The following is a 24,566-nucleotide window of genomic DNA, read 5'->3' on the forward strand; positions in this document are numbered from 1 at the left end:
GCTGGGGAAGGAGCGCTCCGCGTTCCTAGCTGGAGAGGTCCGCGGCAACCTCGGAGACCACCCTGAGGTGTTGGCTGAGGATCTTCATGGCACCGGCTCCATGGTCAAAGGCATCCGCCGCATGCATACTGTGGGAACAGCCCCGTCCCTGCGTGTCTTCGGCACCCATCGGGTGGTGCTGGTTTGGTATCCGAGGGGAGACGGGCCATGGCAAAGTTCATCGAGGTCTACATGGCAGGGCGGAAGCACCTGCAATTTACTCACGATGACGTGACGATCGACGTGTATTCGGGGGATCCGCCGGGAACAGCACCGGGTGTTCCACGAGTCCTGATGAACGATGAAGTCGACATCGAGCCCGACGAGGAAGCTGCGGAGACGGTCAACGGGTCTTCGAATTTCTACGTACCCACGAAACTTCCGTCGCCTCTGAACGCGGTGGCGATCGAACCGGCGTGGGAAGCCGGGGCACGCGATGAACCAGAAAACGCGTAGTCGGCTCAGCATGGCCCCTTCCTGTGGGCGGCGGGCGGTGACGAGGTAATGGACAGCGAAAAACCCCCGCTGGTGGTCGCAGGAGACCGTATTCGGGAGACGGCAAAATGGCTGACTGTCAGCCTCGCTGCCCTGGGCGGGATACTCATCGCCGGAACCCAGTTCAGCAGTATCGGTTCGCTCATGCCGGGGTCGCCGCGTTTCACGCAGGCTGCATGGGGCGGAGGACTGGCCGCCGCAGGGACGATTCTCATATTGGCTGGCGCGGTGTGGACGGCAACCACTAAACCGGTGCGGCTTTCCATCTTGAAGAATGGACGGCCTGAGTTTGACGACCCAGCGCTGTTGGAAGGGCGGACTGATGTTGAAGCACTGCGCAAGGAGTACATCGAAGCCGTTGGAGCGCGTCAGTTAGCCGTCCAGAAAAACCTGAAGGAAGGAAGCACGACGTCAAAGAAACTGTCGGAAAGCGCCGACATCCAAGCGCGATATGTTTCCGACATCGTGCAGAAGGTCCTGCAGGTCGGGTCGTACTACAAGTTGGCCCGAACCTGGCGTAAAGCGGCCTGGATGGTGGGCGCGGGGTCCGTGGTCGCCGCCGCTGGGCTATTGCTGTTCATCTGGGCTGCGAATCCACCGGCCGCCGCGTTGAAGTCGTTGGCCAGCCCGGCGGTGGTCGGTGAGCCCCCGGTCCGGATGATGACGCTCACGGAATCCGGGCAGCGACTCTTGCAGCCAGACCTGGGTGAGAGCTGCGTCGTCTCCGAACCGCTGGCGGTACTGTTCCTCGACGCCACCGAGAGCGGCGCCGACGTGGTGGTCCAGCAGCACGGCTGTCGCAGCATGCGGTTACTGGTGACACCGGAATGGGGAATGGTCCGGACTGACCCGGGATCGCCCTGACAAGGCGGGGTAGTGTGTGCAACCGTCGTGCCCGCGCAGTCCCCGGGCGAGGCCCCGTGAACGACCAACGGCGGCGCAACGTGTGCGCCGCCGTCGTACTCAGTGCTCCTGTGTCGTTAGCCGAGCGTCGAGGTGTCGATGACGAAGCGGTAGCGGACCTTCGAGGCGAGCACGCGCTCGTAGGCGTCGTTGATCTGATCGGCGCCGATGAGCTCGGTGGCCGGGGCGATGCCGTGCTCGGCGCAGAAGTCGAGCATCTCCTGGGTTTCGCGGATGCCGCCGATGGCCGAACCGGCAAAGGAGCGGCGCTTCGGGATCAGCGAGAACACTGCCACGGGCAGCGGGGCCGCCGGGGCGCCGACGTTGACCATGGTGCCGTCCACGTCCAACAGGGAGAGGTAGGCGTTGAGGTCGATCTCCGCGCTGACCGTGTTCAGGATGAAGTCGAACGAGCTGGCCAGCTGCGTGAACGTCTCCGGGTCGCTGGTGGCGAAGTAGTGGTCCGCGCCGAAGCGCTTGCCGTCCTCCTGCTTGGAGAGCGTCTGCGAGAGGACCGTGACCTCGGCGCCCAGGGCGTGGGCGATCTGCACGCCCATGTGGCCCAGGCCGCCCATGCCGACGACGGCGACGCGGGATCCGGGGCCGATGTTCCAGTGGCGCAGCGGGGAGTAGGTGGTGATGCCCGCGCAGAGCAGCGGGGCGGCGGAGGCGAAGTCCAGCGCTTCCGGGACGGAGAGCACGAAGTCGGCGTCGACGACCACTGCCGTGGAGTAGCCACCCTGGGTGATCGTGCCGTCGCGGTCCACCGCGCCGTAGGTGCCGATGTTGCCCTGCGTGCAGTACTGCTCCTCGCCGCGCTGGCAGTTGGCGCATTCGCCGCAGGAGTTGACCATGCAGCCGACGCCGACGCGGTCGCCGACCTGGTGGGTGGTGACCTCGGAGCCGACCTCGGCGACGAGGCCGACGATCTCGTGTCCGGGGGCCAGCGGGTACTGCTGGTCGCCCCAGTCGCCGCGGACGGTGTGGATGTCGGAGTGGCAGATGCCGGCGTACTTGATGTCGATCAGCACGTCGTTCGGGCCGACGTCGCGGCGCTCGATGGTGGTGGGGACCAGGGGTTCCCCGGCCGCGGGTGCTGCGTAGGCGTTGACGGTCTGCATGATGTCCTTCGAGGTGGGGGACTGAAGTGCGAGAACCATCGTAGTACGATGATCATCGTCGTAGCGAATTCCACCCCCTGACCGAAGATGGATTGATGAGCACCCCCCGCACCCTGGAGCACCCCGACGTCGTGGAGCTGAACCTGGACGCAGTGCTCTCGGCGTTGGCCGATCCGATGCGCCGGCGGATCGTGGTGCAGCTGGCGAACGGCTGCCACGACCAGGCCTGCATCGCCTTCGAGCTGCCCGTCAGCCGATCCACGGCCACCCACCATTTCCGCGTATTGCGCCTGGCAGGAATCATCGAACAGCGCTACCAGGGCACCGCGATCCTGAACACCCTGCGGAGCTCATGCCTCGAGGAGCGCTTCCCCGGCCTGCTGGCCGCGATCGTCGGGGCCGAGGCGCCGTCCAGTTCGTGATGGAAGGTGTCGCCGCGAAACGGCTTGTTTCGCCAGGTGCGCGACCGGTTCCTCCGCACGTACAGCCGGACGGCGCAAGGCTGCGCCGTCCGGCCGGCGGGCGTTCCCCAGGACGCCCGGCGTGTGTCCCGGGTCAGCCGTTGTTGGCCGCCCGGGGTGCTCCGATGCCGGCGTCGATCTGGTGCGGGCCATCCGCCGATGGCCGGATGTCGAAGTTGAACATCGCGGTTGGCAGGTAGATCGTCGAACACGAGTTCGGGATGTCGACCACCCCGGAGAGCCGTCCTTCCACGGGCGCCGCACCGAGGAGCAGGTAGGCCTGCTCCGGGGCGTAGCCGAACTTGGCCAGGTAGTCGATGGCGTGCAGGCAGGCGCGCTGGTAGGACAGGTGCGAATCCAGGTAGCGCTGCTCGCCGTCGAGGGTCACCGAGGTGCCCGAGAAGGCCAGCCACTCACTGAACTGGGGTTCGACCCGGCCGGGCATGAAGATGGCGTTCTCGCTGACGCCGTAGGTTTCCATGCCACCGCGGATCAGGTCGACCCGCAGATCGATGAAGCCGCCCATTTCGATGCCGCCACAGAAGGTGATCTCGCCATCGCCCTGGGAGAAGTGAAGGTCGCCCACCGAGAGGTTGGCCCCGTCGACGAACACCGGGTAGAAGACGCGGGTTCCCTTGGACAGGTTCTTGATGTCCTGGTTGCCACCGTTCTCGCGCGGGGGAGCGGTGCGCGCCGCCTCGCCGCCGACCCTGCCCCACTGGTCGCGGGGCAGGCCGCCCAGCACCGCATGTTCTGCCTCCGGCGGTAGTGCCAGTGGCGGGACGCGGTTCGGGTCCGTGGCGATGAGGTCGCCCTCGCGCTTGTTCCACTTGGCGAGCAGGTCCGCCGACGGTGCCGTGCCCATCAGGCCCGGGTGGATCAGTCCCTCGAAGGAGACCTCCGGGACGTGCCGCGAGGTCGCCACCTGGCCCTGGAAGTCCCACACGGCCTTGTAGGCGTCGGGAAACTGGTCGACGAGGAAACTGCCGCCGTTGTTCTTGGAGAAGATCCCCGTGTAGCCCCATCCCTGGCCGGCCAAGGGACCGGAGTCCTCTTGCGGGATCGGTCCGACGTCCAGGATGTCGACAATCAGCAGGTCGCCTGGCTTGGCGCCCTCGACCGCGAAGGGGCCACTGAGGGTGTGGACGGTCAGCAGCGGTGCATCGAGGATGTCCTGGGCCGAGTCGTCGTTGACGATGGCGCCGTCGAACCACTCCCGGCAATCGACGCGGAACACGTCGCCGGGTTTGACGGTGGCTACCGGGGGGATCTCGGGGTGCCACCGGTTGTGCCCCAGTTTTTCCTGGTCCTTGAACTTCTTGTTCGAATCGAGCGAAAAGAGCACTTCAGGCATGTCATCTTCCCTATCTGTGAGTCCGATCCAGGGACCGGGCGGTCCGCGCCGATTCAGGAGCGCGGGAGTTTCTGGTGCAGCGGATTGGTCGTGTAGCCGGCGCCGCGGCGGCGTGGAGCAGTGGGCAGGGTGGAAACAACTTCTGGTTCGTGCGCGCTGCGGCGCGTGGCGTCGATCAGCCCATAGGCCGAGCCGCCGGCGATGGAGAGGCGGGGGCTGGGCATGCGGCGACGGGATGATTGTCCGCAGGTGGGGCAGGAGGCCTCATCGGGCCGTCGGTCCATGGGGTGGGACTGCTCGAAGACGTCGCCATCGGGGCAGCGGAATTCGTAGAGGGGCACAGTTGCTCCTGGTTCATCGCGGTGCGGCTCCCTCGGGAAGAAATCGGGCCGCAGGTCAGGGAGCCTGGGTGGCGGGCGGCCCGGTGGTGGCGCTACTCAGGCGACCACCTCCGCGGTGGCGTCCGGTGCCGCGGCGGTCCGGCGGGCACGCTGGGCCATGACGATGGCGACCAGGACGGAGACCACGCCACCTGCTGCCGCCCACCATGCGGCTCCGGCAGTGGGTTCGAACTTTCCGGTCAAGAGGAAAAGTGCGGGAATGGTGCCGGTGACGTGGGCGACGATGGCGGTGAACCAGCCGGTGAAGATCGTCAGGTGCTCCATGTTCAGGCCCAGGAGGAGGAAGAAGAAGAACCAGAGGATGGCCCACAGCAGCCACAGCACCCCGAAGACCGGATCGCCGACGGTGGTGAACTGCAGGAAGGCGAAGACGACGGCGCAGATGGCGACGAAAAGCGAGAACCAGCCCAGTCCCTCCCCGGGTAGGCCGAAGACCTGGTTGAAACCGACGTAGAGGTAGGTGAACCCGAAAAGGTAGAGCCCGGATGCACCGAGGATCGTGGGGATGTCGCCGGCAGCTTGCAGGATCACGATCGTCGGGAAGACGACCTGCATGGCTCCCACGAAGAAGTTCAGGATGGCCGCCGACTTGCCCGGCACGAGTCCGATGAGCATCAATCCATTGATGAACAGCACTGCACCGACGTACAGCAGGCCGACGTTTGTCACGACTATCACGCTCCGGAGGCAGACCTAGGCGAAGAACTCGGAAATTGACAAGAATCGTCTTAAAAACTCTGTAAAAATGTGATCTAGCTCTCAATCTAGGGTAGCCCTCCGGGAAGGTCAAGGGCGGCTCGGACGTTCCCGCACGGAGACCGGGGGTACAAGGTAATCCCGGATTTCCGCGCGCATGACGAGCATCGCCGTCGTTCCCTTCTCTCCGTGTTGACCGGCGGGTGTGGGCGGCTCACCTGGATCCGCGTTGGTCCTCAGGCGTTAGAGGTGGGCTCGTCCCGCATCCCGCCTTCCCAGGGGTCGCGCGCATGGGCGAGCCATACCCGTGCGGGATCCAGGGAACGGATCAGCCGTTGGCCCTCGGTCCGGGGATCATCGAGTTCGCCGAACCACACGGCGGTGTCGCCGCCAATGACCGTGGGATGCGACCCGGTCCCGATGACCACGATCTGCGATCCGCGGGTATGGCCGGGCGCCGGCAGCAGGCGGATGCCCAGCAGCAGCTCGAGCTCGCCCTCGACGGGAACGTACTCCACTCCGGGGGCATCGACACATGCGCGGATGGTGTAGTCGACCTGGGTCCGCGCGTCCTCGAGCTCCCAGCGTTGGACATGGATCGGACGGCCGGCGAAGAGGTGGTTGCCGCCACAATGATCGAAGTGCAGGTGCGTGTTGACGACGAGGTCGATGCCCGCGAGGTCGACATCCTGCTGGTCCAGTGGCCGCAGACGGGGGTCCATGTCGGCAACCGCGGGATGGAGCTCGGTCATGCCGGTGTCGACGAGCACGCGTCCGTCGGGGTGGTCGATGACGTGCACGTAGACGGGCATCAGCTCGCCCTCGGCGACCAGTAGGTCGCCGACGTGGACGGGGGTGACGGTGATCGGCCCGGGCGTCTCCATGGGATCAAGTAGGCGACGACGGCGATTCGCTGTCAAGAGGTGGAGCGGCCGGGCGCGCGGGCACCGGTCAACCTCACCTTTCGGCGTTCCCCTGAAGACGTCATGGCAGGCACAGGCCGTTCAGCAACTCCAGCCTGGCCTGGCCAGCGCGAGCCCGGCGAGAACCGCCGCGGCCTTCGGGAGCACCGATTCGTCGAAGTCGGCTCGCGGCGAATGGTTGGTCTCCTGGGAATTGCCGATCCTCGCGCCGAGCACCAGGAAGGCACCCGGGACCTCGTTGAGGACGTGCGAGAAGTCCTCCGATCCGGGCATCGGGAATTCCAGTTCGCGGAAGGATTCATCCCCTAGCAGGGCTTGGACGGTGTCCTGGGCGAATCGATGCTCCACGTCGTCGTTGATGGTGACCGGATAATCCGGGGCCAAGGTGTAACTGGCAGTCAACCCGTGTGCCGAGGCGATGCCCTCCACCAGCCGCGCAACATCGACGAGCAGCTTTTTCTTGTTTTCCGGGGAGAACAGCCGGAGGCTGATGTCGAAGGTTGCGGCGTCGGGGATGATGTTCCCCGCCGTGCCCGCTTCGAGCCGGCCGACGGTGGCGACGACCGGGTCGAACACGTTGTAGCCGCGGGTGACCAGCGTCTGGAGTGCCACGATGATTTCGGCAGCCACCGGAACGGGATCCTTGCCCAAGTGGGGGAGTGAGCCATGTCCGCCGGCGCCGTGTACCGTCACGAAGAACTCCTCGCAGCCGGCCATCAGGGGGCCGGGGCGGGAGTAGAAGACCCCCGACTCGTAGGTCGCAGAGAAAACGTGGAGGCCATAGGCGCTGTCCACGCGCCGGCCTGCTGCTTGGAGGACGCCGTCCTCGACCATGTATCGGGCGCCGTGGTATGCCTCTTCGCCGGGCTGGAACATGAAGACGACGTCGGCGACCAGGTCGTCGCGACGGTCGTGGAGCAGCCGCGCTGCGCCGTATAGTCCGGCGACGTGCAGGTCATGGCCGCAGGCATGCATGTGGCCAGTGACGGCGGACGAGAAGTCCAGGCCGGTCTCCTCCAGCACGGGCAGTGCATCCATGTCCCCGCGCAAGAGGATAACCGGCCGCTCGCCGTCGTAGGGTGCCCTGCCGCGCAGCACGGCGGTGACCGAACTCTGGCGCGAGCCGGTGGTGATTTCCAGGCCGTCCAGGTCCTGCAGGCGGCGCAGGATCGAAGCCTGCGTCAGGGGGAGGTCCAGGCCGAGCTCGGGCTGCCTGTGGATCTCCCGGCGCAGTTCGACAAGTTCCGGCGCCAATGCCGTGGCGCCGGTGGCCAGGCCGGAGAGCGCCGGCGTGTCAAGGGCCGCGTCGGCGGCAGGTGCTGGTGTTGCCGGACCCGGGCTATTCGCGCCAGCGTTGATGGTTGGTGCGTCGTTCATGGAAACTCCCTTGTTCCGAGGTGGTTGACGTGGACAGTCGTGTGGTGGTGGGGCGTTGGCCTGCAAATGTGCGACCACTTCGGCCAACGCCAGGCATCAGAAGCGGCGTACTGCTAGATCGCCAACGGCGCTCCCCTGTGGTCATCGGGGTTGTGGCAGTCCTGGAGCACCTTGAGTCCTGCTTCGAGGTTGCCCTCCTCCAGGTGCCGGACGATGGCTGCGTGGTCTCCGGCGATGCGCTGGATGTGCTCGGGGCCGGGACGGTACGTCAGGGTGATGCGACGTTGGATCGGATGTGACCAGACGTCGGAGAGCACCTCCAGCAGGTAGGGGTTTCCGCAGGGTTCCATGAGTGCGCGGTGGTACTGCAGGGAAATGTCGAAAACTTCGGTGCCGTCGTCGGAGCTGGCCAGCAGGGTTTCGGAGGCGAGCATCTTCAGGTGGTGCAGTTGGCGTGGGGTGTGGTGACCGAATGCTTCACGGAAGGCAAGTGATTCCAAGGCAAAGCGCACCGCGAAGACGTCGCTGACGTCGTTGCGCGAGAGATCGTTGACGAAATAGCCCTTGGCCGGAACCAGGCGAACTAGGCCATCAGTGGTGAGTTGGGTGAGTGCGTCGCGAACGGGGGTACGCGACACGTCAAATCGCGCGGCCAGCTGCACCTGGCCCAACGGGGTCCCCGGGGCCAGGCGTCCTGCGACGATGTCATCACTGACTGCCTCGTACACCTGGGCGGCCAGGGGCTGGCCCGGTCCTGCTTCGCTCATCTCCGCATTCCTCACTCCTGGCGATCGAGCTCTCCCGGCGGTTGCCGGGCGCTGGTCCCATTCTCGGCCATCGTTGTCTTCCCTCACTCCAAAGTGGTGATTGACATCACAACGAAGCTCTGAATACAGTGTATACACATTCGAGAAGGGAATGAAATGTACGTTCTGAACACCTGGTACGTGGCGGCCTGGAGCACGGAAGTCACCCGCCAACCCGTCCGTCGCGTCATCTGTGAGCAGCCCGTCGTGCTCTTCCGAACCAGCCGGGACAAGCCGGTTGCTCTCGTCGACCGGTGTGCCCACCGTGCCTTCCCGCTCTCGGCAGGGCGCACGATCGGCGACTCCATCGAATGCGGCTACCACGGCTTCACCTACGGTGCGGATGGGGCGTGCACCAAGGTCCCGGCACAGAGCACCATTCCCGAGAGGGCACGAGTTGCGTCCTACCCGCTCCACGAAAAGGACGGCTGGGTGTGGATCTGGATGGGTGCCCCCGAGGATGCCGACCCGGCGGACATCCCGGACACACACTGGATGGTCGATCCCGGCTGGGCGACCGTCACGCACTCCGTGCACTTCAAGTGCCGGGCAGAGCTGATCCATGACAACCTGCTGGATTTGACCCACGAGTCCTTCCTGCACAAGACCACCGTCGGTGACGACTACATCTACGAGCACGGCATCACCGTCGAGGTCGAGGGCAATGTGGTCAACGTCGATCGCCTGATGCCGTCCGTGGAGGCGCCTCCGCTGTACGCGGAGACCATGGGCATCAGCGGGAACTATGATCGCTTCCACTGCACCGAGTTCTTTGTCCCGAACCTGCATGTCCTTCACTCGGGGATTACGGGGGAAGGGCAGCCACGCGAGGAGGGCTACCTCATCAAGGTGCTGAACGGCATTACCCCCATCGACGAGCACAATTCCTGGTACTACTACGCGTTCAGCCGCAACTTCGCCGTCGAGAACACCGAGGCGACCGAACAGCTCAAGGGCGGGTTGGCCACGGTCCTCCAGGAAGATGCCGACGCCCTGGAAGCCCAGGAGCAGGGGATGCAGACCCGCCCCGCTGGGGAGTTCGATGTCCTGATCGCCCAGGACGGCGGCGTCGCCAAGGCGCGCCGGATCCTGGCCGCCCTGCTGCGCGCCGAGGCCAAGGCCACATCCGAAAAGGCCCCCGCCTCCGTCACGGCAGGGGCGCGATAACCATGTGGATGCTCGTTCGGGCCAATGCCCTGGGAAAGGACGACTCCGCAGGAGACCGCCGGGTACTCGCTGCCTGTCCCGATACCGGAGAACGTGGTGACCCCTGGCGCTGGACCGTGGGATTGCGCGACGAAGAGACCGGACCGGTCGCCGTCGTGGAAACCGACGAAGCTTTCCTGGGGGCCGAAAACACGCAACTCTCCGGTGATGAGAGCCGGACCGTCCACCGATCGTCCGGCCAGGTCGTGGTCGTCACGGTCCTCGACGGTCAGGCCCTCGTTGCCTCCGTAGGAGGACCTTGGGAGCGCTGGATCCGCCCGGGAGACGTCTTCGTTCTGGAAGGCGAAGACGACGAAGAAGTCCGCATCTCCCTCGACGGTGGAGATTCCGAGGCCACGGTCTTCCAATTGACGCCCACGGGGCCACGCGCCCTGCGCTGGGTGCCCTGAAATCCTCCGTTTCCGGCGGAGTGATCCCACCACCGGTCTCCACCCCGACCCGACCAACAGCAGCACAACGCAGCACCATCGCGACTGAACCAGCACCACGGCACCACCTCCCTCCAAGCACCGCCGAACCGTGAAAGGTCATCATGTTCTCCATGAATCGCCGCTCTGCCGCAGTCATTCCCCTCCTCCTCGCCAGCGCCCTGGGTCTAGCGGCCTGCACCAATGCCTCCGCCGAGACCACCTCCGACACCGGAAGCCAGCAGGCCGGGGCATCCGACGTGGGCGACGCCGTGCCCGTCAACGAGGAGGCTAGGGCGCTGTTGCCCGAATCGATCCGTAATTCGGGCACGCTCGTTTTCGCCTCCGACCCGACCTACCCGCCCTTCGAGTACATGGACACGGACAACAAGACCCTCATCGGATTCGACATCGACCTCACCGACCTCGTGGCGCACAGCCTGGGGCTGAAGGCCGAGCACACCGCGGCGACCTTCGACACGATCCTTCCCGGCCTCACTTCGGGCAAGTACGACGTCGGGGTTTCCTCCTTTTCGATCACCGCCGACCGGAAGAAAGCGGTCGACTTCGTCCCCTACATGGCCGGGGGAACGGCGATCGGCGTGGCAACCGGGAACCCGAAGAACCTCTCGCTGACGGACAAGAGCCTGTGCGGGCAACGGATCGCCGCGCAAAAAGGCTCCACCCAGGCCCTGACCCAGGGGCCGAAATTCTCGAAGGACTGCGTCGCGGCCGGCGAGCCGGCCATCGACATCCAGACGTTCCCCGGGCAGTCGGACGCCAATCTTGCCCTGATTTCCGGTCGTGTCGACGCGATACTCTCCGATTCCGTGTCACTGGCCTTCCAAGGGGAGGAATCCGGGGGCAAGTTCGAGGTTGCCGGCGATATGGACTACCAGCGCGCCGGTGTCGGCCTGGCCGTCAAGAAGAATTCGCAGCTGACCAAGGCGCTGGATAAGGCCATGGAGGACCTCTTGGACTCGGAGGCCTACGGCAAGGTCTACGCCGATTGGAAGGTCCCCACTCGGACCCAAATCGATGCCGCCGACTTCGCGAAGTACAGCAAGTAGACGATCGTCATGAGCATGGAAACCGGGAAATTCACGTCCACTGCTGAGCCCGAATCCGCGGCTTCGGCCACCGCGGTCCGACGGACGGGCACCGTCGGCCCGCAGGAGGCTGGGGGCGGCGGACATGACGACGGCCTGCAGGTCGTCAGGGCACGCCATCCGTGGCAATGGGTGGCGGCAGCCATCGTGCTCTTCCTCGCGGCTCTCGTGCTGCGTTCGGTCATGACCAATCCCAACTTCGGCTGGGACGTGGTGGCCACCTATATCCGCGACTTTTCGATCGGCCAGGGTCTGCTGGTCACCCTGGAACTGACCGTGATCAGCATGGTCATCGGCATCGTGTTGGGCGTCCTGCTGGCGGTCATGAGGCTCAGTTCCAATCTCGTCGTGAAGTCCGCGGCGGGGTTCTACATCTACTTCTTCCGGGGGACGCCGGTCCTCGTGCAGCTGTTGTTCTGGTTCAACCTTGCCGCCTTGTACCCGGTGATCACGTTGGGTATCCCCGGTGTAGCGCTGGACGCGAACGCGCTGATCAGTCCCATGGCGGCAGCCATCCTGGGCCTGGGCCTGAACCAGGCAGCCTACATGTCCGAGATCGTCCGGGCCGGCATCATCTCCGTTGATTCCGGCCAGACGGAAGCCGCCGAGGCGCTGGGCATCACCAAGCTCAAGGCGATGTGGAGGATCGTGCTGCCACAAGCCATGAAGGTGATCATCCCGCCGACCGGCAACGAGACCATCGGCATGCTCAAGACCACTTCGCTGGTTTCCGTGATCTCCGTCCCGGACATCCTCTACAGCTCGCAGATCATCTATGCGCGCAACTTCGAGACCATTCCACTGCTGATTGTCGCCAGCCTCTGGTACCTGCTCGCGACGACCGTCTTGTCCATCGGACAGTACTACCTGGAGCGGCGCTTCGCACGAGGCAACTCCCGGCAGCTCCCACCGACACCGTGGCAAAGCCTGCGACGGTACTTCAGCATCCACGCCCCGGCTCCAGTCCCGGCCGAATCCACGCACCTCAAGGAGAAAAAATGAGTGCCGCAGCAGTGCAGCAGCCGGCGGTATCCCGGGGCAACGCCGCACCCATGATCGAGGCACGAGGCATTCACAAATCGTTCGGTCCCCTGCAAGTGCTGCAAGGCATCGACCTGACCGTTGCACCGGGCGAGGTCATCTGCCTCATCGGGCCCTCCGGCTCGGGCAAGAGCACGCTGCTCCGGTGCATCAACCACCTCGAAACGGTCGACGGGGGCCGGATGCGCGTAGACGGCAACGTGATCGGCTACAACCTCCGTGGGACAAAGCTCCACGAGCAATCCCCCCGCGACATCTGCCGCCAGCGAACCGACATCGGCATGGTCTTCCAGCACTTCAATCTGTTCCCACATATGAATGTCCTGGAAAACCTGATCGAGGCTCCCCGCCAGGTCAAGAGGGAATCCAAGGGGACTGCGACGCAACGGGCACGCGCCCTCCTGGCCAAGGTGGGTCTGTCTGAGAAGGAAACGGCATATCCCCGCCAGCTCTCCGGCGGGCAGCAGCAACGTGTGGCCATAGCTCGTGCACTATGCATGGAACCCAAGGTGATGCTCTTCGATGAACCGACCAGCGCCTTGGATCCGGAGCTGGTGGGCGAGGTCCTCAAGGTCATGAAGGACCTCGCCGCTTCCGGCATGACGATGGTCGTGGTGACCCACGAACTGGGCTTCGCCCGCGAAGTAGCCGACCGTGTGGTCTTCATGGCAGACGGGCACATCGTCGAAGAGGGCCATCCCACCCAGGTCATCGACCACCCCGTCCACGACCGTACGCGGGCGTTCGTCTCATCCGTCGGGCATTAGGACCGCAACCGGCCCCAAGCCACGACAGAAAGGCAACAACCACATGACCATCACCGATCAGAAACCCGTTCCGGCCCCGGCGACAGGCCGTACGGCTCCTGGGCCCGTCACGAATGCCATCGTGCGGACGATGCGGCTCGAAGCCGAGGGGGTGCTGTCGCTCGAGATCGAACCTATCCCTGGCGGAACGCTTCCGGAGTGGCAGCCGGGAGCCCACCTCGACATCGTCTTGGCACCGGGCCTGGTGCGCCAGTACTCCCTGTGCTCCCGGCCCGGCCAGCCCTGGCGGGTTGCAGTGCTGCGCGAACCCGCCTCACGCGGGGGATCCAATTTCGTCCACACCTCATTGCGGCCGGGCGCGGTGATCGGCGTCCGGGGACCGCGCAACAACTTCGCGCTCGCCCCGGCGCGTTCCTATCGGTTCCTCGCCGGCGGCATCGGTATCACCCCCATCCTGGCCATGGTGCGGGAGGCCGAGGCGGGCGGCGTCCCCTGGACGCTGGACTACCTGGGCCGCAGCAGGACGTCGATGGCGTTCCTGGACGAACTGTTGGAGTTCGGCGAAAAGGTACGCATCCATGCCGATGACGTGGACGGGCGCTTCGACCTCTCCGGGCATCTGGAAGTGCCCGCGCCCGGCATGGTGGCATATGCCTGCGGCCCGGGTGGCCTGCTTGGCGTGCTGCTCGCCGCCGCGGAGAATTGGCCTGCGCCGGAACTGCTGCGCGTCGAACGTTTCGTCGCAGACCAGGCAGGTGGGCCTCAGGCCGACATCGCCGGCGATCCCTCCGCTGACGGCACGGCCAGCGGGGACACCTCACCGGAATCGGACGCCTTCGTAGTGGAACTGAACGACGGAGCAACTCTTGAGATCCCGGTGGACCAGAGCATCCTGCAGACCCTGGAGGACCACGGCTATGCACCGCTGAATTCATGTCGCGAGGGAATTTGCGGGACCTGCGAGACCGGGGTGATCTCCGGCGACGTGGATCATCGGGATAGCCTGTTGTCCGAGGACGAGAAGGCGGCCTCGGAGACCATGATGATCTGTGTGTCGCGGGCTTGCGGTGGTTGCCGCCTGAGACTCGACATCTAGTCCAGGAGTTGCTGATGCAGTGGGTACACGTGGACGATTCCCCGCCCGGATGTGGCCGGCCGGGGAGATTCCGGGCGGCACGACGATGACCAAGCTGCACTACCTCGGCGCGACCGAGGCGCTGGCCCTGTTCCGCTCGCGTGAGCTCTCCCCGGTCGAATTGATGGAGGCGGTGATCGACCGCACCTCGGCAACCAACCAGGACATCAACGCGCTCACCGAGACGATGTTCGATGACGCCCTCGCAGCCGCGCGCACCGCCGAGGCGCGCTACCTGGGCAATCAGCGCGTCGACCCGGCTCCGGCTTCCGCGGCCGACAGTGCCCTGCTGGGCTTGCCTGTCGCCACGAAGGAAAAGCACGCGATCGCCGGACGCAGCCTCAGCCAGGGCCTCATGGCACAGTCCGGGGTCCGGGCCGCCGCGCACCACCCCGTCGTCGAACGGATCCTGTCCGCCGGCGGCATCATCCACGCCCGGACCACGTCGCCCGAATTCAGCTGCGCCACCGTCACGCACAGCCCCATGTGGGGCATCACCCGCAATCCGTGGAACACCGACTACTCGCCCGGGGGATCCTCCGGGGGAGCGGGGGCGGCGCTGGCGTCGGGCTTGACCCCGCTGGCCACGGCCTCGGACATCGCAGGCTCCACCCGGCTGCCGGCATCGTTCACGGGAACTGTCGGGTTCAAGGCGCCCTATGGCAGGATCCCCGGCCTCGGTCCGCTGGCCTCGGACTGGTACCGCGGTGACGGACCCATGGCCCGGACGGTGGCGGACACCGCGTTGCTGGCCAATGTCATGGCGGGCCCACATGCGGTGGACCACAACACGGTGGGCCAGACCGCCCCGATTCCCACCACGTTCGCCCCCGTGGAGGGCATGCGGATCGCCCTGTGCCTCCGGCTCGGGGACTACCCGGTCGCCCCCGACGTGGAGGCGAACACCCGCGCCGTCGCCGCGGCCCTGTCCGCGGCCGGCGCCGTCGTGGAGGAGGTCGAGCTGCCCTGGACCAGCCGGGGGATCGGCGAGACCATCTTCACGCACTTTGGGCACCTTCTGGGTCCTGCCATGGAGGAGGCGACGGCCGGCAGCGAGGACCAGCTGGCCAGCTACACCCGCCGGTTCATGGCGGACGCCCGCGCCGCGGCCGGGCGCAACAGCCTGCTCGATGCACTCACGGCCGAACACCGGGTCCAGGCGCAGCTGGCCGCGGCCATGGAGGGCTTCGACGTGTTGCTGGCGCCGGTTTCCGCGGTCCCGGCGCTCGTCGCCGACGGCGACTACCTGGAGGGCATCGACGTCGGCGGCGTGCACCTGGAGCACTATTGGCAGGCCCACATGACGGCACCGTTCAACATCGCCAACCGCTGCCCGGTGCTGGCCGTGCCCAGCGGCCTGGCCGACGTCGGCATCCCGACCGGCGTGCAAATCGTCGGACACCCGTACCAGGACCATTCGGTCTTCCGCGTGGGTGCCGCGATTGAACAGGCCCGCCCCTGGGCTGGCAGGTTCCCGCCGCTGTAGGTCCCCGGACCTGGCGANNNNGCCCACCGACGTGCCGTGCCTCAGCCCCTCGCCGTCTCCTGCACCGCCTTGTCCGCGACCTCGAGTGCCTTGTCCAGGATCGCGAGTGCCTCCCGGAGCAGCTCGTCGGGAATGTTCAGCGCCGGGACCACGTGGATGCGGTTGAAGTTGGCGAACGGCAGGACGCCGCCGGCCTTCAGGGCCGCGACCACGGCGTTCATCTCCGGCGACGAACCGCCATACGGTGCCAGTGGCTCGCGTGTCCCGCGGTTTTTGACCAACTCGATCGCCCAGAAGCAACCGGTGCCGCGGACCTCCCCGATGGAGGGGTGGCGCCCAGCCATGTCCCGCAGGGCCGGGCCGATGATGTCCTCGCCCAATCGTGCTGCGTTCTCCACCATGCCCTCGTCCCGCATCGCGGTGATCGTGGCGACGGCGGCGGCGCAGGCCAGCGGGTGGCCGGAGTAGGTGAGGCCTCCGGGATAGGCGCGATTGCGGAAGGTGTCGAAGACCGCATCGGAGATCAGCACGCCGCCCAGGGGGACGTAGCCGGAGTTCACGCCCTTGGCGAAGGTCATCAGGTCCGGTTCCACGCCCCAGTGGTTGACGGCGAACCATTCGCCGCTGCGCCCGAACCCGGCCATGACCTCGTCGGCTATGTAGATGATCCCGTACTTGCGCGCCAGTTCCCGGGCGCCCTGCAGGTAGCCGGGCGGTGGCAGGTAGATGCCCGCGGTACCCGGGATCGATTCGAGGATCAGCGCCGCGATGTTCGCGGCGCCCTCGAGCATGATCATGTCCTCCAGGTGCCGCAGCGCCCGCTCGGTCTCCTCGGCCTCCGTGGCGGACCCGAAGTAGGAACGGTAGGGGTAGGCGGGCATGAAATGCACGACGCCGGCACCGCCATCGTCGCTGGCGAACCTGCGCGGGTCCCCGGTCACATTCACCGCCAGGTCGGTGCCGCCATGGTAGCTGCGGTAGGCCGCCAGGACCTTCCGGCGGCCGGTGTGCAGTCGGGCCATGCGGATGGCATGCTCCACCGCATCGGCGCCGCCATTGGTGAAGAAGACGTGGTTCAGGTCCCCGGGTGCCAGCTCGGTGATGAGCCGGGCCGCCTCGGACCGGGCGTCGTTCACGTGGGAGGGGGCGATGGTGCACAGCTTGCCCGCCTGCTCCTGGATCGCCCCGACGACGCTGGGGTGCTGGTGTCCGATGTTGGTGTTCACCAGTTGGGAGGACAGATCGATCAGGCGGTTCCCGTCACCATCCCAGATCTCGGATCCGGCAGCCTTCGTGATGGTCATGGGGTTCAGCTGGTCCTGCGCGGACCAGGAGTGGAAGACGTGGGCACGGTCGAGGTCATGCGCCCGGCGTCCTGCTGCGAGCTCGTCCTCGGTGGGCCCCGTCGACGTGCTGCTCTTTTTCGCGCCGCTGACGGCCTGCGTGGTCATGGTGGGATCCTTTCGTCAGGAGTTCTGCGGAAATCCGAGGTTGATGCCGCCATGGCTGGGATCCAGCCAGCGGGTGGTGACGACCTTGCCCCGGGTGAAGAAGTGCACTCCCTCCGAGCCGTAGGCGTGCGTGTCGCCGAAGAGCGAGTTCTTCCACCCGCCGAAGGAGTAGTAGGCCATGGGCACCGGGATCGGGACGTTGATCCCGACCATGCCGACCTGGATCTCGTTTTCGAAGCGGCGGGCGGCTCCGCCGTCGTTGGTGAAGATCGCGGTGCCGTTGCCAAAGGGGCTGTTGTTGATCAGCTCGACGCCCTCGTCGTAGCCCGGGACCCGCAGCACCGACAGGACGGGGCCGAAGATCTCGTCCGTGTAGATCGACATGTCGGTGTCGACATGGTCGAACAGGGTCGGGTTCAGGAAGAAGCCGTCCCCTTCGGCATCCGGCGTGGGAGAGCGCCCGTCCAGGACGAGGGTGGCCCCGTCGGCCTCCCCGGCGTCGATGTAGCCGGCGACCTTGTCGCGGTGGGCGGCGGTGATCAGCGGCCCCATGTCGGTCCCGCGGGTGCCGTCGCCGATGCGCAGTCCGCGGGTGCGTTCGGCGATCTTGGCGACGAGCTCGTCGGCGACGGACTCCACGGCGACGATCGCGGAGATGGCCATGCAGCGCTCGCCGGCGGCACCGTAGCCGGCGTTGACTGCCGCGTCCGCTGCCAGGTCCAGGTCGGCGTCGGGCAGCACGAGCATGTGGTTCTTAGCCCCGCCGAGGGCCTGCACCCGCTTGCCGGTGGCGGAGGCGCGCTCGTAGACGTACTGGGCGATCGGAGTGGAGCCGACGAACGACACCGAGGAGACGTCGGGGGAGTCGAGGAGCGCATCCACTGCCACCTTGTCCCCGTGCAGGACGGTGAAGACGCCGTCGGGAAGGCCGGCTTCCTTCCACAGCCCGGCCATCCAATTGGCAGCGGTCGGGTCCTTCTCACTGGGCTTAAGGATGACGGTGTTGCCCGAGGCGATGGCCATTGGGAAGAACCACATCGGCACCATGGCCGGGAAGTTGAAGGGCGAGATGATGGCGGCTACACCCAGTGGCTGGCGGATGGAGTGGACATCGACCTTGGTGGAGGCATTTTCCGTGTGGCCGCCCTTGAGCAGGTGGGGGATCCCGCAGGCGAACTCGACGACTTCCTGGCCGCGGGCGATCTCGCCCAGCGCGTCATCGAGGAGCTTGCCGTGTTCGGCGGTGATGATCGAGGCGAGTTCCCCCTTGCGGGCGTTGAGCAGCTCGCGGAAGTTGAACAGGATCTGGACACGGCGGGTCAGTGACGTGTCGCGCCAGGCGGGGAAGGCGGCCCGTGCACTGGCGATGGCCGCGACGGCTGTCTCCGCGTCAGCCAAGGCCAGACGGGAGGTGACCTTGCCGGTGGCGGGATTGGTGACCTCGGCGAAGCGTCCGTCGGCAGCGGGGTCGACGGCGGTGCCGTTGATCCAGTGGGAAACCGTGCGCATGGTGTGTGGGGTCCTTTCGGAGACGGGGCGGGGCGTGCGGCGTTCTCGACTATCCTGCGCGGCAGGAGGACGCATGTGAAGCGACAACTTGTCGTCAATTTGCAGAAAGGGAATACAGTATGTCCATGAAGACCCCGCCAATGTTCGACGCGATCGAGGGCGGCACCGCCGGCCCCACCCCATCAGCCCCGGCTTCGGGGGGCGCCGCCGACGGATTGAGCGTCGCGGAAATCCTGGAGTTGGACGTGCTCCAGGCAGGTGAACCCGAAGTGCTGGCCGGAGCCGCGGCGCTGCCGCTGCCGGTGCGATGGGTGCATATTGCCGAGGATGCGGCTACGAGCGCCTTGTTGGACGGTGGTGAACTGGTCCTGACCACCGGCATGAACTTTCGCCACTCCGCCCCAGCAGCAAAGGACTTCCTGGACCGCTTCTTTGCCGCCGGTGCAGTGGCGATCATCGTGGAAATTGCCGGCGGAGCCGCGAATGACGTCCAACGATCCATTGCCGCGGTACGTGAAGCCGCGCGGGAAGCCGCGGGCACCGTCGTCGTCCTGCACGCCAGGGTCCGCTACGTGCAGGTCACTGAGCAGGTGCATCGCCTGCTGATGGAGCAGCAGCTGTCCCGCGTCCAACGGGCGCGTCAGGTGCACGAGGTCTTCACGGCACTCAGCCTGCACAGCGCCACGGAGCAGGACATCGTCGACCAGACAGCCGAGCTGCTGGGCGCACCGGTGGTCTTCGAGGACGGCGGGCACCGCGTGCTGTCCTATAACGCGATGGGCACGACCCCGGCCCGGCTCCTGGAAGGCTGGCCAGAGCGTTCGCGGTGGGTGCGGTTTGCGGGGACAACGAGCGCGGGCGCGGGCGAAGGCGGCGCGGGCTGGCTGCAGACGCCGGTCGGCGTCGCCGGCCAGCGGTGGGGGCGACTGGTGGTACCCGTTGCCCGCGCCGACGAGGTGGACGCCGCCCAGGTCCTTGAGCGGGCCGGGCAGGCGCTGACCATGGCGCGCATGGCAGGACGTGACCGTGCCGAATTGCTCCACCAAGCCCGGTCCGGCCTGCTGCACGCCCTCCGCCAGTCTCCAGGGCCGGGGGAACAGGAGGCGCTGGCCCGCGCCGAGGCCCTCGGGCTGGTTACCGGAGCCATCTACGTACCCGTGGTGGCGCGGCTGGATCGGGACCCTGGCGAATCGCCGACGGCCCTGCAACTGCGCGAACGCGAACTACTGGCTGCGCTCGAAGGGACCGCATCCGCGGGGCGTCTTGCCGTCCTGGCGGCGAGCATCCACGCCGGCGCGGTGGGCCTGTTGCTCTCCGTGCCCGCCCGCGAGCTCGAAGAATCCGCCCTGGAACGCCTCGTCGGCAGCCCGCTGCCTGGTTCGGAGCAGGTCTCCGTTGGCGTCGGAGCCTCCCAGGGAACGCTTGTCGGGGCGGCCGCAGCCCTGGACGAAGCGCACCAGGTCGCCGAGATCGCCGCAACATTGGAAAACCGCCACAGCCGCTACTACCGCTTTGCCGACGTCCGCCTGCGCGGCCTGCTGGCGGTGATGGCCGATGATTCCCGGGTGCGCCTCTTCGCCCGGGCCGAGTTGGCCGGATTGCTCGATCCCGACGATGAGGACGGGCTGCAGCTCCTGGAGGCGTTTCTGCGCAATGCCGGCAACAAATCCGAGCTTGCCCGCTCCGGATACCTGAGCCGGCAGGCCCTCTACCCCCGGTTGGCCCGGCTGGAGGAGAAGCTGGGCGTCTCCCTGGACGACGCGGAATCACGGACGGCCCTGCATGTCGCCGTCCTGTGGCTGCAGCAGGAACGCCACGGGGGAGCACTGTCGCGGAGCTAGCGGCAGCACCAGGGCAGCGGGGCAACAGGAGGGGGCGCGCGGCAGGAGGCACCGCCGTCGTGCCCCTCCTGCCGAAGCGTGTCGTGGATCAGCCCGCCATCGTGGCGATCTGGATCAGGTTGCCGCAGGTGTCATCGAACACCGCGGTGGTCACCGGGCCCACCTCGGTGGGTTCCTGGGTGAAGCGCACGCCCAGGGCGGTGAGGCGTTCGTATTCGGACTGGACGTCCTCGACGGCGAACTGGGTGAACGGGATGCCGTCGGCGACCAGGGCGTCCTTGAACGGCTTGGCCGCCGGGTGGCTGCTGGGTTCGAGCAGCAGCTCCATGCCCTCGGGGTCCTCGGGGGAGACGACGGTGAGCCAGCGGTCGGCGCCGATCGGGATGTCGTGCTTCTTCGCGAAGCCGAGCTTGGACGTGTAGAACGCCTCGGCGGTGGCCTGGTCGTCGACGAGCACGCTCATCAGGTGCATTTTCATGTCAGTCTCCTTCGGTGGGTGCGGTGGTGTGCGGCGGCCGGGCCGGCCACCGGTCCGCGAGCGGTTGCAGGGGCGAGGTGTCGATGTAGTGGAACTTGTAGCGGCCCTCGCGCCGGGTGGCGACGAGCCCCGCGGATTCGAGGACGCCGAGATGCTGGGAGACCGCCTGGCGGGTCAGGCCCAGCTCATGGATGGTGAGCAACCGGCCGCAGAGTTCGAAGAGCGTCTGGCCGTCCCGGGCCGCCAGCTCATCGAGGATCGTGCGGCGGTTCGGGTCGGCCAGGGCCTTGAAGACGTCAGCCATGGCACGACCATAGGCAAGTGTTGACTTGCCTGTCAAGGGCGCGGGGTGGACGGCCTGCATCGCGTCGGCGTCGGGATGGCATACTCTGGCCCGAGGCCACCTGCTGGAGGAGGAGAGCCCATGACCACCACGGTGTTGATGCCGGCCGTCGCCGAGACGCTGGCCGCCCACGGGATCCGGTACGACGTGCTGGAATGCCGGGAGGACCTGGCCGACACCGCGCAGTTCTGCGAGCACTACGGATTCACGCTGGACGAGTCGGCGAACACCATCGTCGTCGCCTCCCGCAAGATCGAGCCGCCCGTGCATGCCGTCTGCGTCGTGTTGGGGACGACGCGGCTGGATGTGAACGGGACCGTCCGTCGCCTGATGGGCGTCAAGCGGGCGTCCTTCGCCGATGCCGGCGCGACGGCGTCGTTGACCGGCATGGAGATCGGCGGTGTCACCGCCCCGGGCATCGGGGGCCTGCCGGTGTATGTCGACCGGGCCGTGGTCGAGGCCACCCGCGTCGTCATGGGCGGGGGCAACAGGACCAGCAAGATCGTGCTGGACCCCGCCGAGTTGACGAAGCTGCCCGCCGTGGAGGTCATCGACGGTCTGGCGAAAGCGGTAGCTGCGCCTACCGGCGAGTAGTCTCCCGCCGCCGTCGTGATCATTTTGTGACCATTGGGTGTTTGCCCTAGCGTTGGTGGGCGATGCCAGCTTCAACCGAACGTCCCGACCGCAGCATGCCCACCACCCCGAGCGACCCCACGGATCCGATCGTCGTCGATCCCACCGGCCGGCGCCTCAGGCGCGGCCAGCTGATCGGCGCCCTGGTCATCGGCCTGATGGCCACCTATGTGGCCGTCATGCTCCTGGCCTTCCTCGGCGGATCGAACGTGAAGACCCCGAACCTGCCGCCGCAGGACCCCGCGCGGGCCGCCGCCGCACACGGCGCCCCCGGGCACGGCGTCCCCGCGCACGGCGCCCCCGCGCAGCAGACCCACCGGTGAGGGCCGCCCACCGGGCCCGCCGCCCGGGCAGGACCCGTCGCCCGGGCCGGGCCCGCCGCCCCGGTGGCATCGGGACGCACTGGATCCTGATGGCCGCCGTCGTGCTGACCCTCGGGTTGGCCATGGCCGCCGAGGGGTACATGAACCACATGTCGGGCATCGACCAGCCCCCAGCAGCCACCAGCCGCGACGCCGGCAACGTCCCGCGGGCCGTGAAGGACGGCGGCCCGGTCGTGGACCCCGTGGGCGGCGGCGTCCACACCGCGACCCCCGCGAAGGACAGCGTGGCGCTGGCCTTCGACGACAGGCCGGACCCGCAGTGGACGCCGCGCATCCTCGACGTATTGCGCGACCACGGCGCCCACGCCACGTTCTTCGTCACCGGCGACGCGGCCATCGAGAACCCCGACCTGGTCCGTCGCATCGTGGACGAGGGCCACGAGATCGGCATCCACACGCTGACCCACGCCGACCTCGCCGCCGCGCCGACCTGGCAGCGCCGGCTCGAGATCCGGGCGGCCGAGAAGACGATCGCCGGGATCACCGGCCAGGCCCCCGCCCTGCTGCGCCTTCCCTACACCTCGCGGAACGAGGACGTCACCAACGACCAGTACTCCGCCATGCGGACCGCCGCGGACGACGGCTACCTCAGCGTGCTCACCACCGTCGACAGCGGGGACGACGAACGCCCCGGCGCCGAGGCCATCGCCGAGAAGTTGACCCAACCGGGCCTGCGCGGCCAGACGGTGTTGATGCACGACGGCGGCGGCAACAGGTCACAGAGTGTCCAGGCGCTGGCCACCGCGCTGGACTCGGCGGCGGGCCGGCACTTCACCACCATCGGGGACTCCGTCGGGGTGGACACCATGCAGCGGGCCGCCCTGACCGACGAGGTGACCGGGCAGGCCTTCCTGTGGGGGATCCGGGTCACCGACGTCGTCGTGGGCGCCATCTCCATCGCCCTGGTCGCCGCCGGGGCGATCACCCTGCTGCGCGTGGTGCTCGTGATGATCGTCGCCGCCCGGCACACCCGCTCCGAGCGGCGCAGCCGGGCCGCCGAACTCGACGTCAGCTGGTTGCACGAGCCCCGCAGGACCATCCGGGAGCCGGTCACCGTCATCGTCCCGGCCTACAACGAATCGGCGGGCATCGAGGCCGCCGTGGAATCCATCGCCGCCTCGCACCACCAAGTGGAGGTCCTCGTCGTCGACGACGGCTCCACCGACGGCACCGCCGACCTCGTGGAGGCCCTGGACCTGCCGGGCGTGCGCGTCATCCGCAAGGCCAACGGCGGCAAGCCCTCCGCGCTGAACGCCGGGCTGGCCGCCGCGTCCCACGAACTGGTGGTCATGGTCGACGGCGACACGGTCTTCGAACCCGACACGGTGAACCTCCTCATCCAGCCGTTCACCGATCCCCGCGTCGGTGCCATCTCCGGGAACACCAAGGTCGCCAATCGTGGCGGCATCCTCGGGGCCTGGCAGCACATCGAATACGTCGTCGGGTTCAACCTGGACCGCCGGCTGTTCGACGTCGCCGAATGCATGCCCACCGTGCCCGGTGCCATCGGCGCGTTCCGGCGCTCGGCGCTGGAGCGGATCGGCGGGGTCAGCGACGACACCCTGGCCGAGGACACCGACCTGACCATGGCGTTGTGCCGCGACGGGTGGCGGGTCGTCTACGAGGACGGTGCCCGGGCCTGGACCGAGGCGCCCGCCACCCTGGGCGCCCTGTGGAAGCAGCGCTACCGCTGGTGCTATGGCACCCTGCAGGCGATGTGGAAGCACCGCGGGGCCATCCGCCAGGAGGGCGCGGCCGGCAAGCTCGGGCGCCGCGGACTGAGCTACCTGCTGATCCTGCAGGTGATGCTGCCGCTGTTCGCCCCCATCGTCGACGTCTTCGCCATCTACGGGCTCTTCTTCCTGGACCCGGTGCGCATCGCGGTGATCTGGGTCGGCTTCCTGGCGATCCAGTTCACCATGGCCGCCTACGCCTTCCGCCTGGACCGCGAGTCGCTGCGTCCGTTGTGGACGCTGCCGCTGCAGCAGTTCGTCTACCGGCAGCTGATGTACCTGGTGGTGATCCAATCGGTGGTCACCGCGCTGGCCGGGGTCCGGCTGAAATGGCACCGGATGGAACGGTATGGCAGCCTGAACGCGGCGACCGCATCCACGAGCCGGGTGTAGGCCTCGCCGCCGGCGTCCGGTCGGCGTACCGTAGGAGGCACGGAACATTCCTAC

25 protein-coding genes are annotated in these 24,566 nt (G+C 67.1%); 14 read left to right on the plus strand and 11 right to left on the minus strand.

The genetic code is table 11. The features are described 5' to 3' along the window. Positions 1 to 207 precede the first annotated feature (207 nt). Complete coding sequence (locus tag ABD088_RS00110) at positions 208 to 495, plus strand: hypothetical protein (RefSeq protein ID WP_343899247.1); 288 nt, start codon at positions 208 to 210, stop codon at positions 493 to 495. Between the two features lie 48 nt (positions 496 to 543). Continuing rightward, positions 544 to 1,398 carry a hypothetical protein gene (locus ABD088_RS00115; protein WP_343899249.1) on the plus strand — a complete coding sequence of 285 codons (855 nt, stop codon included), beginning with the start codon at positions 544 to 546 and terminating at the stop codon, positions 1,396 to 1,398. Positions 1,399 to 1,514: 116 nt separating this feature from the next. Here ABD088_RS00115 and ABD088_RS00120 read toward each other — a convergent pair whose 3' ends face one another. Next, complete coding sequence (locus tag ABD088_RS00120) at positions 1,515 to 2,558, minus strand: NAD(P)-dependent alcohol dehydrogenase (protein WP_343899463.1); 1,044 nt, start codon at positions 2,556 to 2,558, stop codon at positions 1,515 to 1,517. Between the two features lie 95 nt (positions 2,559 to 2,653). On the opposite strand from ABD088_RS00120, the gene ABD088_RS00125 reads away from it, so the two are divergent. Then, a complete protein-coding gene (locus ABD088_RS00125) occupies positions 2,654 to 2,980 on the plus strand; it encodes an ArsR/SmtB family transcription factor (protein WP_343899251.1) in 327 nt (108 codons plus the stop codon). A 133-nt stretch (positions 2,981 to 3,113) separates the two neighbouring features. Here ABD088_RS00125 and fmdA read toward each other — a convergent pair whose 3' ends face one another. From fmdA to ABD088_RS00155, 6 genes are all read right to left on the minus strand, one after another. Then, complete coding sequence (fmdA, locus tag ABD088_RS00130; RefSeq protein WP_343899252.1) at positions 3,114 to 4,373, minus strand: formamidase; 1,260 nt, start codon at positions 4,371 to 4,373, stop codon at positions 3,114 to 3,116. Between the two features lie 53 nt (positions 4,374 to 4,426). Next, a complete protein-coding gene (locus tag ABD088_RS00135; protein ID WP_343899254.1) occupies positions 4,427 to 4,714 on the minus strand; it encodes an FmdB family zinc ribbon protein in 288 nt (95 codons plus the stop codon). Positions 4,715 to 4,810: 96 nt separating this feature from the next. Beyond that, positions 4,811 to 5,443 carry an AmiS/UreI family transporter gene (locus ABD088_RS00140; RefSeq protein WP_343899256.1) on the minus strand — a complete coding sequence of 211 codons (633 nt, stop codon included), beginning with the start codon at positions 5,441 to 5,443 and terminating at the stop codon, positions 4,811 to 4,813. Positions 5,444 to 5,706: 263 nt separating this feature from the next. Further along, complete coding sequence (locus ABD088_RS00145; RefSeq protein ID WP_343899258.1) at positions 5,707 to 6,354, minus strand: MBL fold metallo-hydrolase; 648 nt, start codon at positions 6,352 to 6,354, stop codon at positions 5,707 to 5,709. Between the two features lie 120 nt (positions 6,355 to 6,474). Continuing rightward, complete coding sequence (locus ABD088_RS00150) at positions 6,475 to 7,770, minus strand: M20 metallopeptidase family protein (RefSeq protein WP_343899261.1); 1,296 nt, start codon at positions 7,768 to 7,770, stop codon at positions 6,475 to 6,477. Between the two features lie 113 nt (positions 7,771 to 7,883). Then, positions 7,884 to 8,537 (minus strand): GntR family transcriptional regulator, encoded by a 654-nt coding sequence (locus tag ABD088_RS00155; protein ID WP_343899263.1) that lies wholly within the window; start codon positions 8,535 to 8,537, stop codon positions 7,884 to 7,886. A gap of 156 nt (positions 8,538 to 8,693) precedes the next feature. On the opposite strand from ABD088_RS00155, the gene ABD088_RS00160 reads away from it, so the two are divergent. The 7 genes from ABD088_RS00160 to ABD088_RS00190 all read left to right on the plus strand — a co-directional run bounded on the left by ABD088_RS00160 (position 8,694) and on the right by ABD088_RS00190 (position 15,748). Continuing rightward, positions 8,694 to 9,743: a Rieske 2Fe-2S domain-containing protein gene (locus tag ABD088_RS00160; RefSeq protein ID WP_343899265.1), complete on the plus strand. Its 1,050-nt coding sequence runs from the start codon at positions 8,694 to 8,696 to the stop codon at positions 9,741 to 9,743. 2 nt (positions 9,744 to 9,745) lie between these two features. After that, positions 9,746 to 10,192 carry a hypothetical protein gene (locus ABD088_RS00165; RefSeq protein WP_343899266.1) on the plus strand — a complete coding sequence of 149 codons (447 nt, stop codon included), beginning with the start codon at positions 9,746 to 9,748 and terminating at the stop codon, positions 10,190 to 10,192. A gap of 143 nt (positions 10,193 to 10,335) precedes the next feature. Beyond that, positions 10,336 to 11,280, plus strand: coding sequence for an ABC transporter substrate-binding protein (locus ABD088_RS00170; RefSeq protein ID WP_343899268.1), 945 nt, complete (start codon positions 10,336 to 10,338; stop codon positions 11,278 to 11,280). A gap of 9 nt (positions 11,281 to 11,289) precedes the next feature. Continuing rightward, positions 11,290 to 12,321 (plus strand): amino acid ABC transporter permease, encoded by a 1,032-nt coding sequence (locus ABD088_RS00175; protein ID WP_343899271.1) that lies wholly within the window; start codon positions 11,290 to 11,292, stop codon positions 12,319 to 12,321. Then, positions 12,318 to 13,127, plus strand: coding sequence for an amino acid ABC transporter ATP-binding protein (locus ABD088_RS00180; RefSeq protein WP_372711011.1), 810 nt, complete (start codon positions 12,318 to 12,320; stop codon positions 13,125 to 13,127). The genes ABD088_RS00175 and ABD088_RS00180 overlap by 4 nt, the downstream gene beginning before the upstream one ends. 43 nt (positions 13,128 to 13,170) lie before the next feature. Further along, positions 13,171 to 14,223, plus strand: a complete 1,053-nt coding sequence (locus ABD088_RS00185; protein WP_343899273.1) for a PDR/VanB family oxidoreductase — start codon at positions 13,171 to 13,173, stop codon at positions 14,221 to 14,223. Between the two features lie 85 nt (positions 14,224 to 14,308). Then, positions 14,309 to 15,748, plus strand: a complete 1,440-nt coding sequence (locus tag ABD088_RS00190; protein ID WP_343899275.1) for an amidase — start codon at positions 14,309 to 14,311, stop codon at positions 15,746 to 15,748. A 41-nt stretch (positions 15,749 to 15,789) separates the two neighbouring features. On the opposite strand, the gene ABD088_RS00195 is transcribed toward ABD088_RS00190, so the two are convergent. Further along, positions 15,790 to 17,199: an aspartate aminotransferase family protein gene (locus ABD088_RS00195; protein WP_343899277.1), complete on the minus strand. Its 1,410-nt coding sequence runs from the start codon at positions 17,197 to 17,199 to the stop codon at positions 15,790 to 15,792. Between the two features lie 15 nt (positions 17,200 to 17,214). Then, positions 17,215 to 18,708, minus strand: a complete 1,494-nt coding sequence (locus ABD088_RS00200; protein WP_343899279.1) for a CoA-acylating methylmalonate-semialdehyde dehydrogenase — start codon at positions 18,706 to 18,708, stop codon at positions 17,215 to 17,217. A gap of 125 nt (positions 18,709 to 18,833) precedes the next feature. On the opposite strand from ABD088_RS00200, the gene ABD088_RS00205 reads away from it, so the two are divergent. Continuing rightward, the gene (locus ABD088_RS00205) at positions 18,834 to 20,549 is read left to right on the plus strand and encodes a PucR family transcriptional regulator (RefSeq protein WP_343899282.1); all 1,716 of its coding nucleotides are present in this window, start codon (positions 18,834 to 18,836) and stop codon (positions 20,547 to 20,549) included. 88 nt (positions 20,550 to 20,637) lie between these two features. Here ABD088_RS00205 and ABD088_RS00210 read toward each other — a convergent pair whose 3' ends face one another. Beyond that, positions 20,638 to 21,027: a VOC family protein gene (locus ABD088_RS00210; RefSeq protein ID WP_343899283.1), complete on the minus strand. Its 390-nt coding sequence runs from the start codon at positions 21,025 to 21,027 to the stop codon at positions 20,638 to 20,640. A gap of 1 nt (position 21,028) precedes the next feature. Further along, the gene (locus ABD088_RS00215; protein ID WP_343899285.1) at positions 21,029 to 21,331 is read right to left on the minus strand and encodes an ArsR/SmtB family transcription factor; all 303 of its coding nucleotides are present in this window, start codon (positions 21,329 to 21,331) and stop codon (positions 21,029 to 21,031) included. A 120-nt stretch (positions 21,332 to 21,451) separates the two neighbouring features. On the opposite strand from ABD088_RS00215, the gene ABD088_RS00220 reads away from it, so the two are divergent. The 3 genes from ABD088_RS00220 to ABD088_RS00230 all read left to right on the plus strand — a co-directional run bounded on the left by ABD088_RS00220 (position 21,452) and on the right by ABD088_RS00230 (position 24,512). Then, entirely contained in the window at positions 21,452 to 21,964 is a 513-nt protein-coding gene (locus ABD088_RS00220; protein WP_343899287.1) for a YbaK/EbsC family protein, read from the plus strand. A 62-nt stretch (positions 21,965 to 22,026) separates the two neighbouring features. Then, a complete protein-coding gene (locus ABD088_RS00225) occupies positions 22,027 to 22,326 on the plus strand; it encodes a hypothetical protein (protein ID WP_343899289.1) in 300 nt (99 codons plus the stop codon). Beyond that, a complete protein-coding gene (locus ABD088_RS00230) occupies positions 22,323 to 24,512 on the plus strand; it encodes a bifunctional polysaccharide deacetylase/glycosyltransferase family 2 protein (RefSeq protein ID WP_343899290.1) in 2,190 nt (729 codons plus the stop codon). The genes ABD088_RS00225 and ABD088_RS00230 overlap by 4 nt, the downstream gene beginning before the upstream one ends. Positions 24,513 to 24,566 lie beyond the last annotated feature (54 nt).

Origin of the sequence: Arthrobacter rhombi (genome assembly GCF_039526245.1) — a bacterium.
Lineage (GTDB): Bacteria > Actinomycetota > Actinomycetes > Actinomycetales > Micrococcaceae > Arthrobacter_H > Arthrobacter_H rhombi.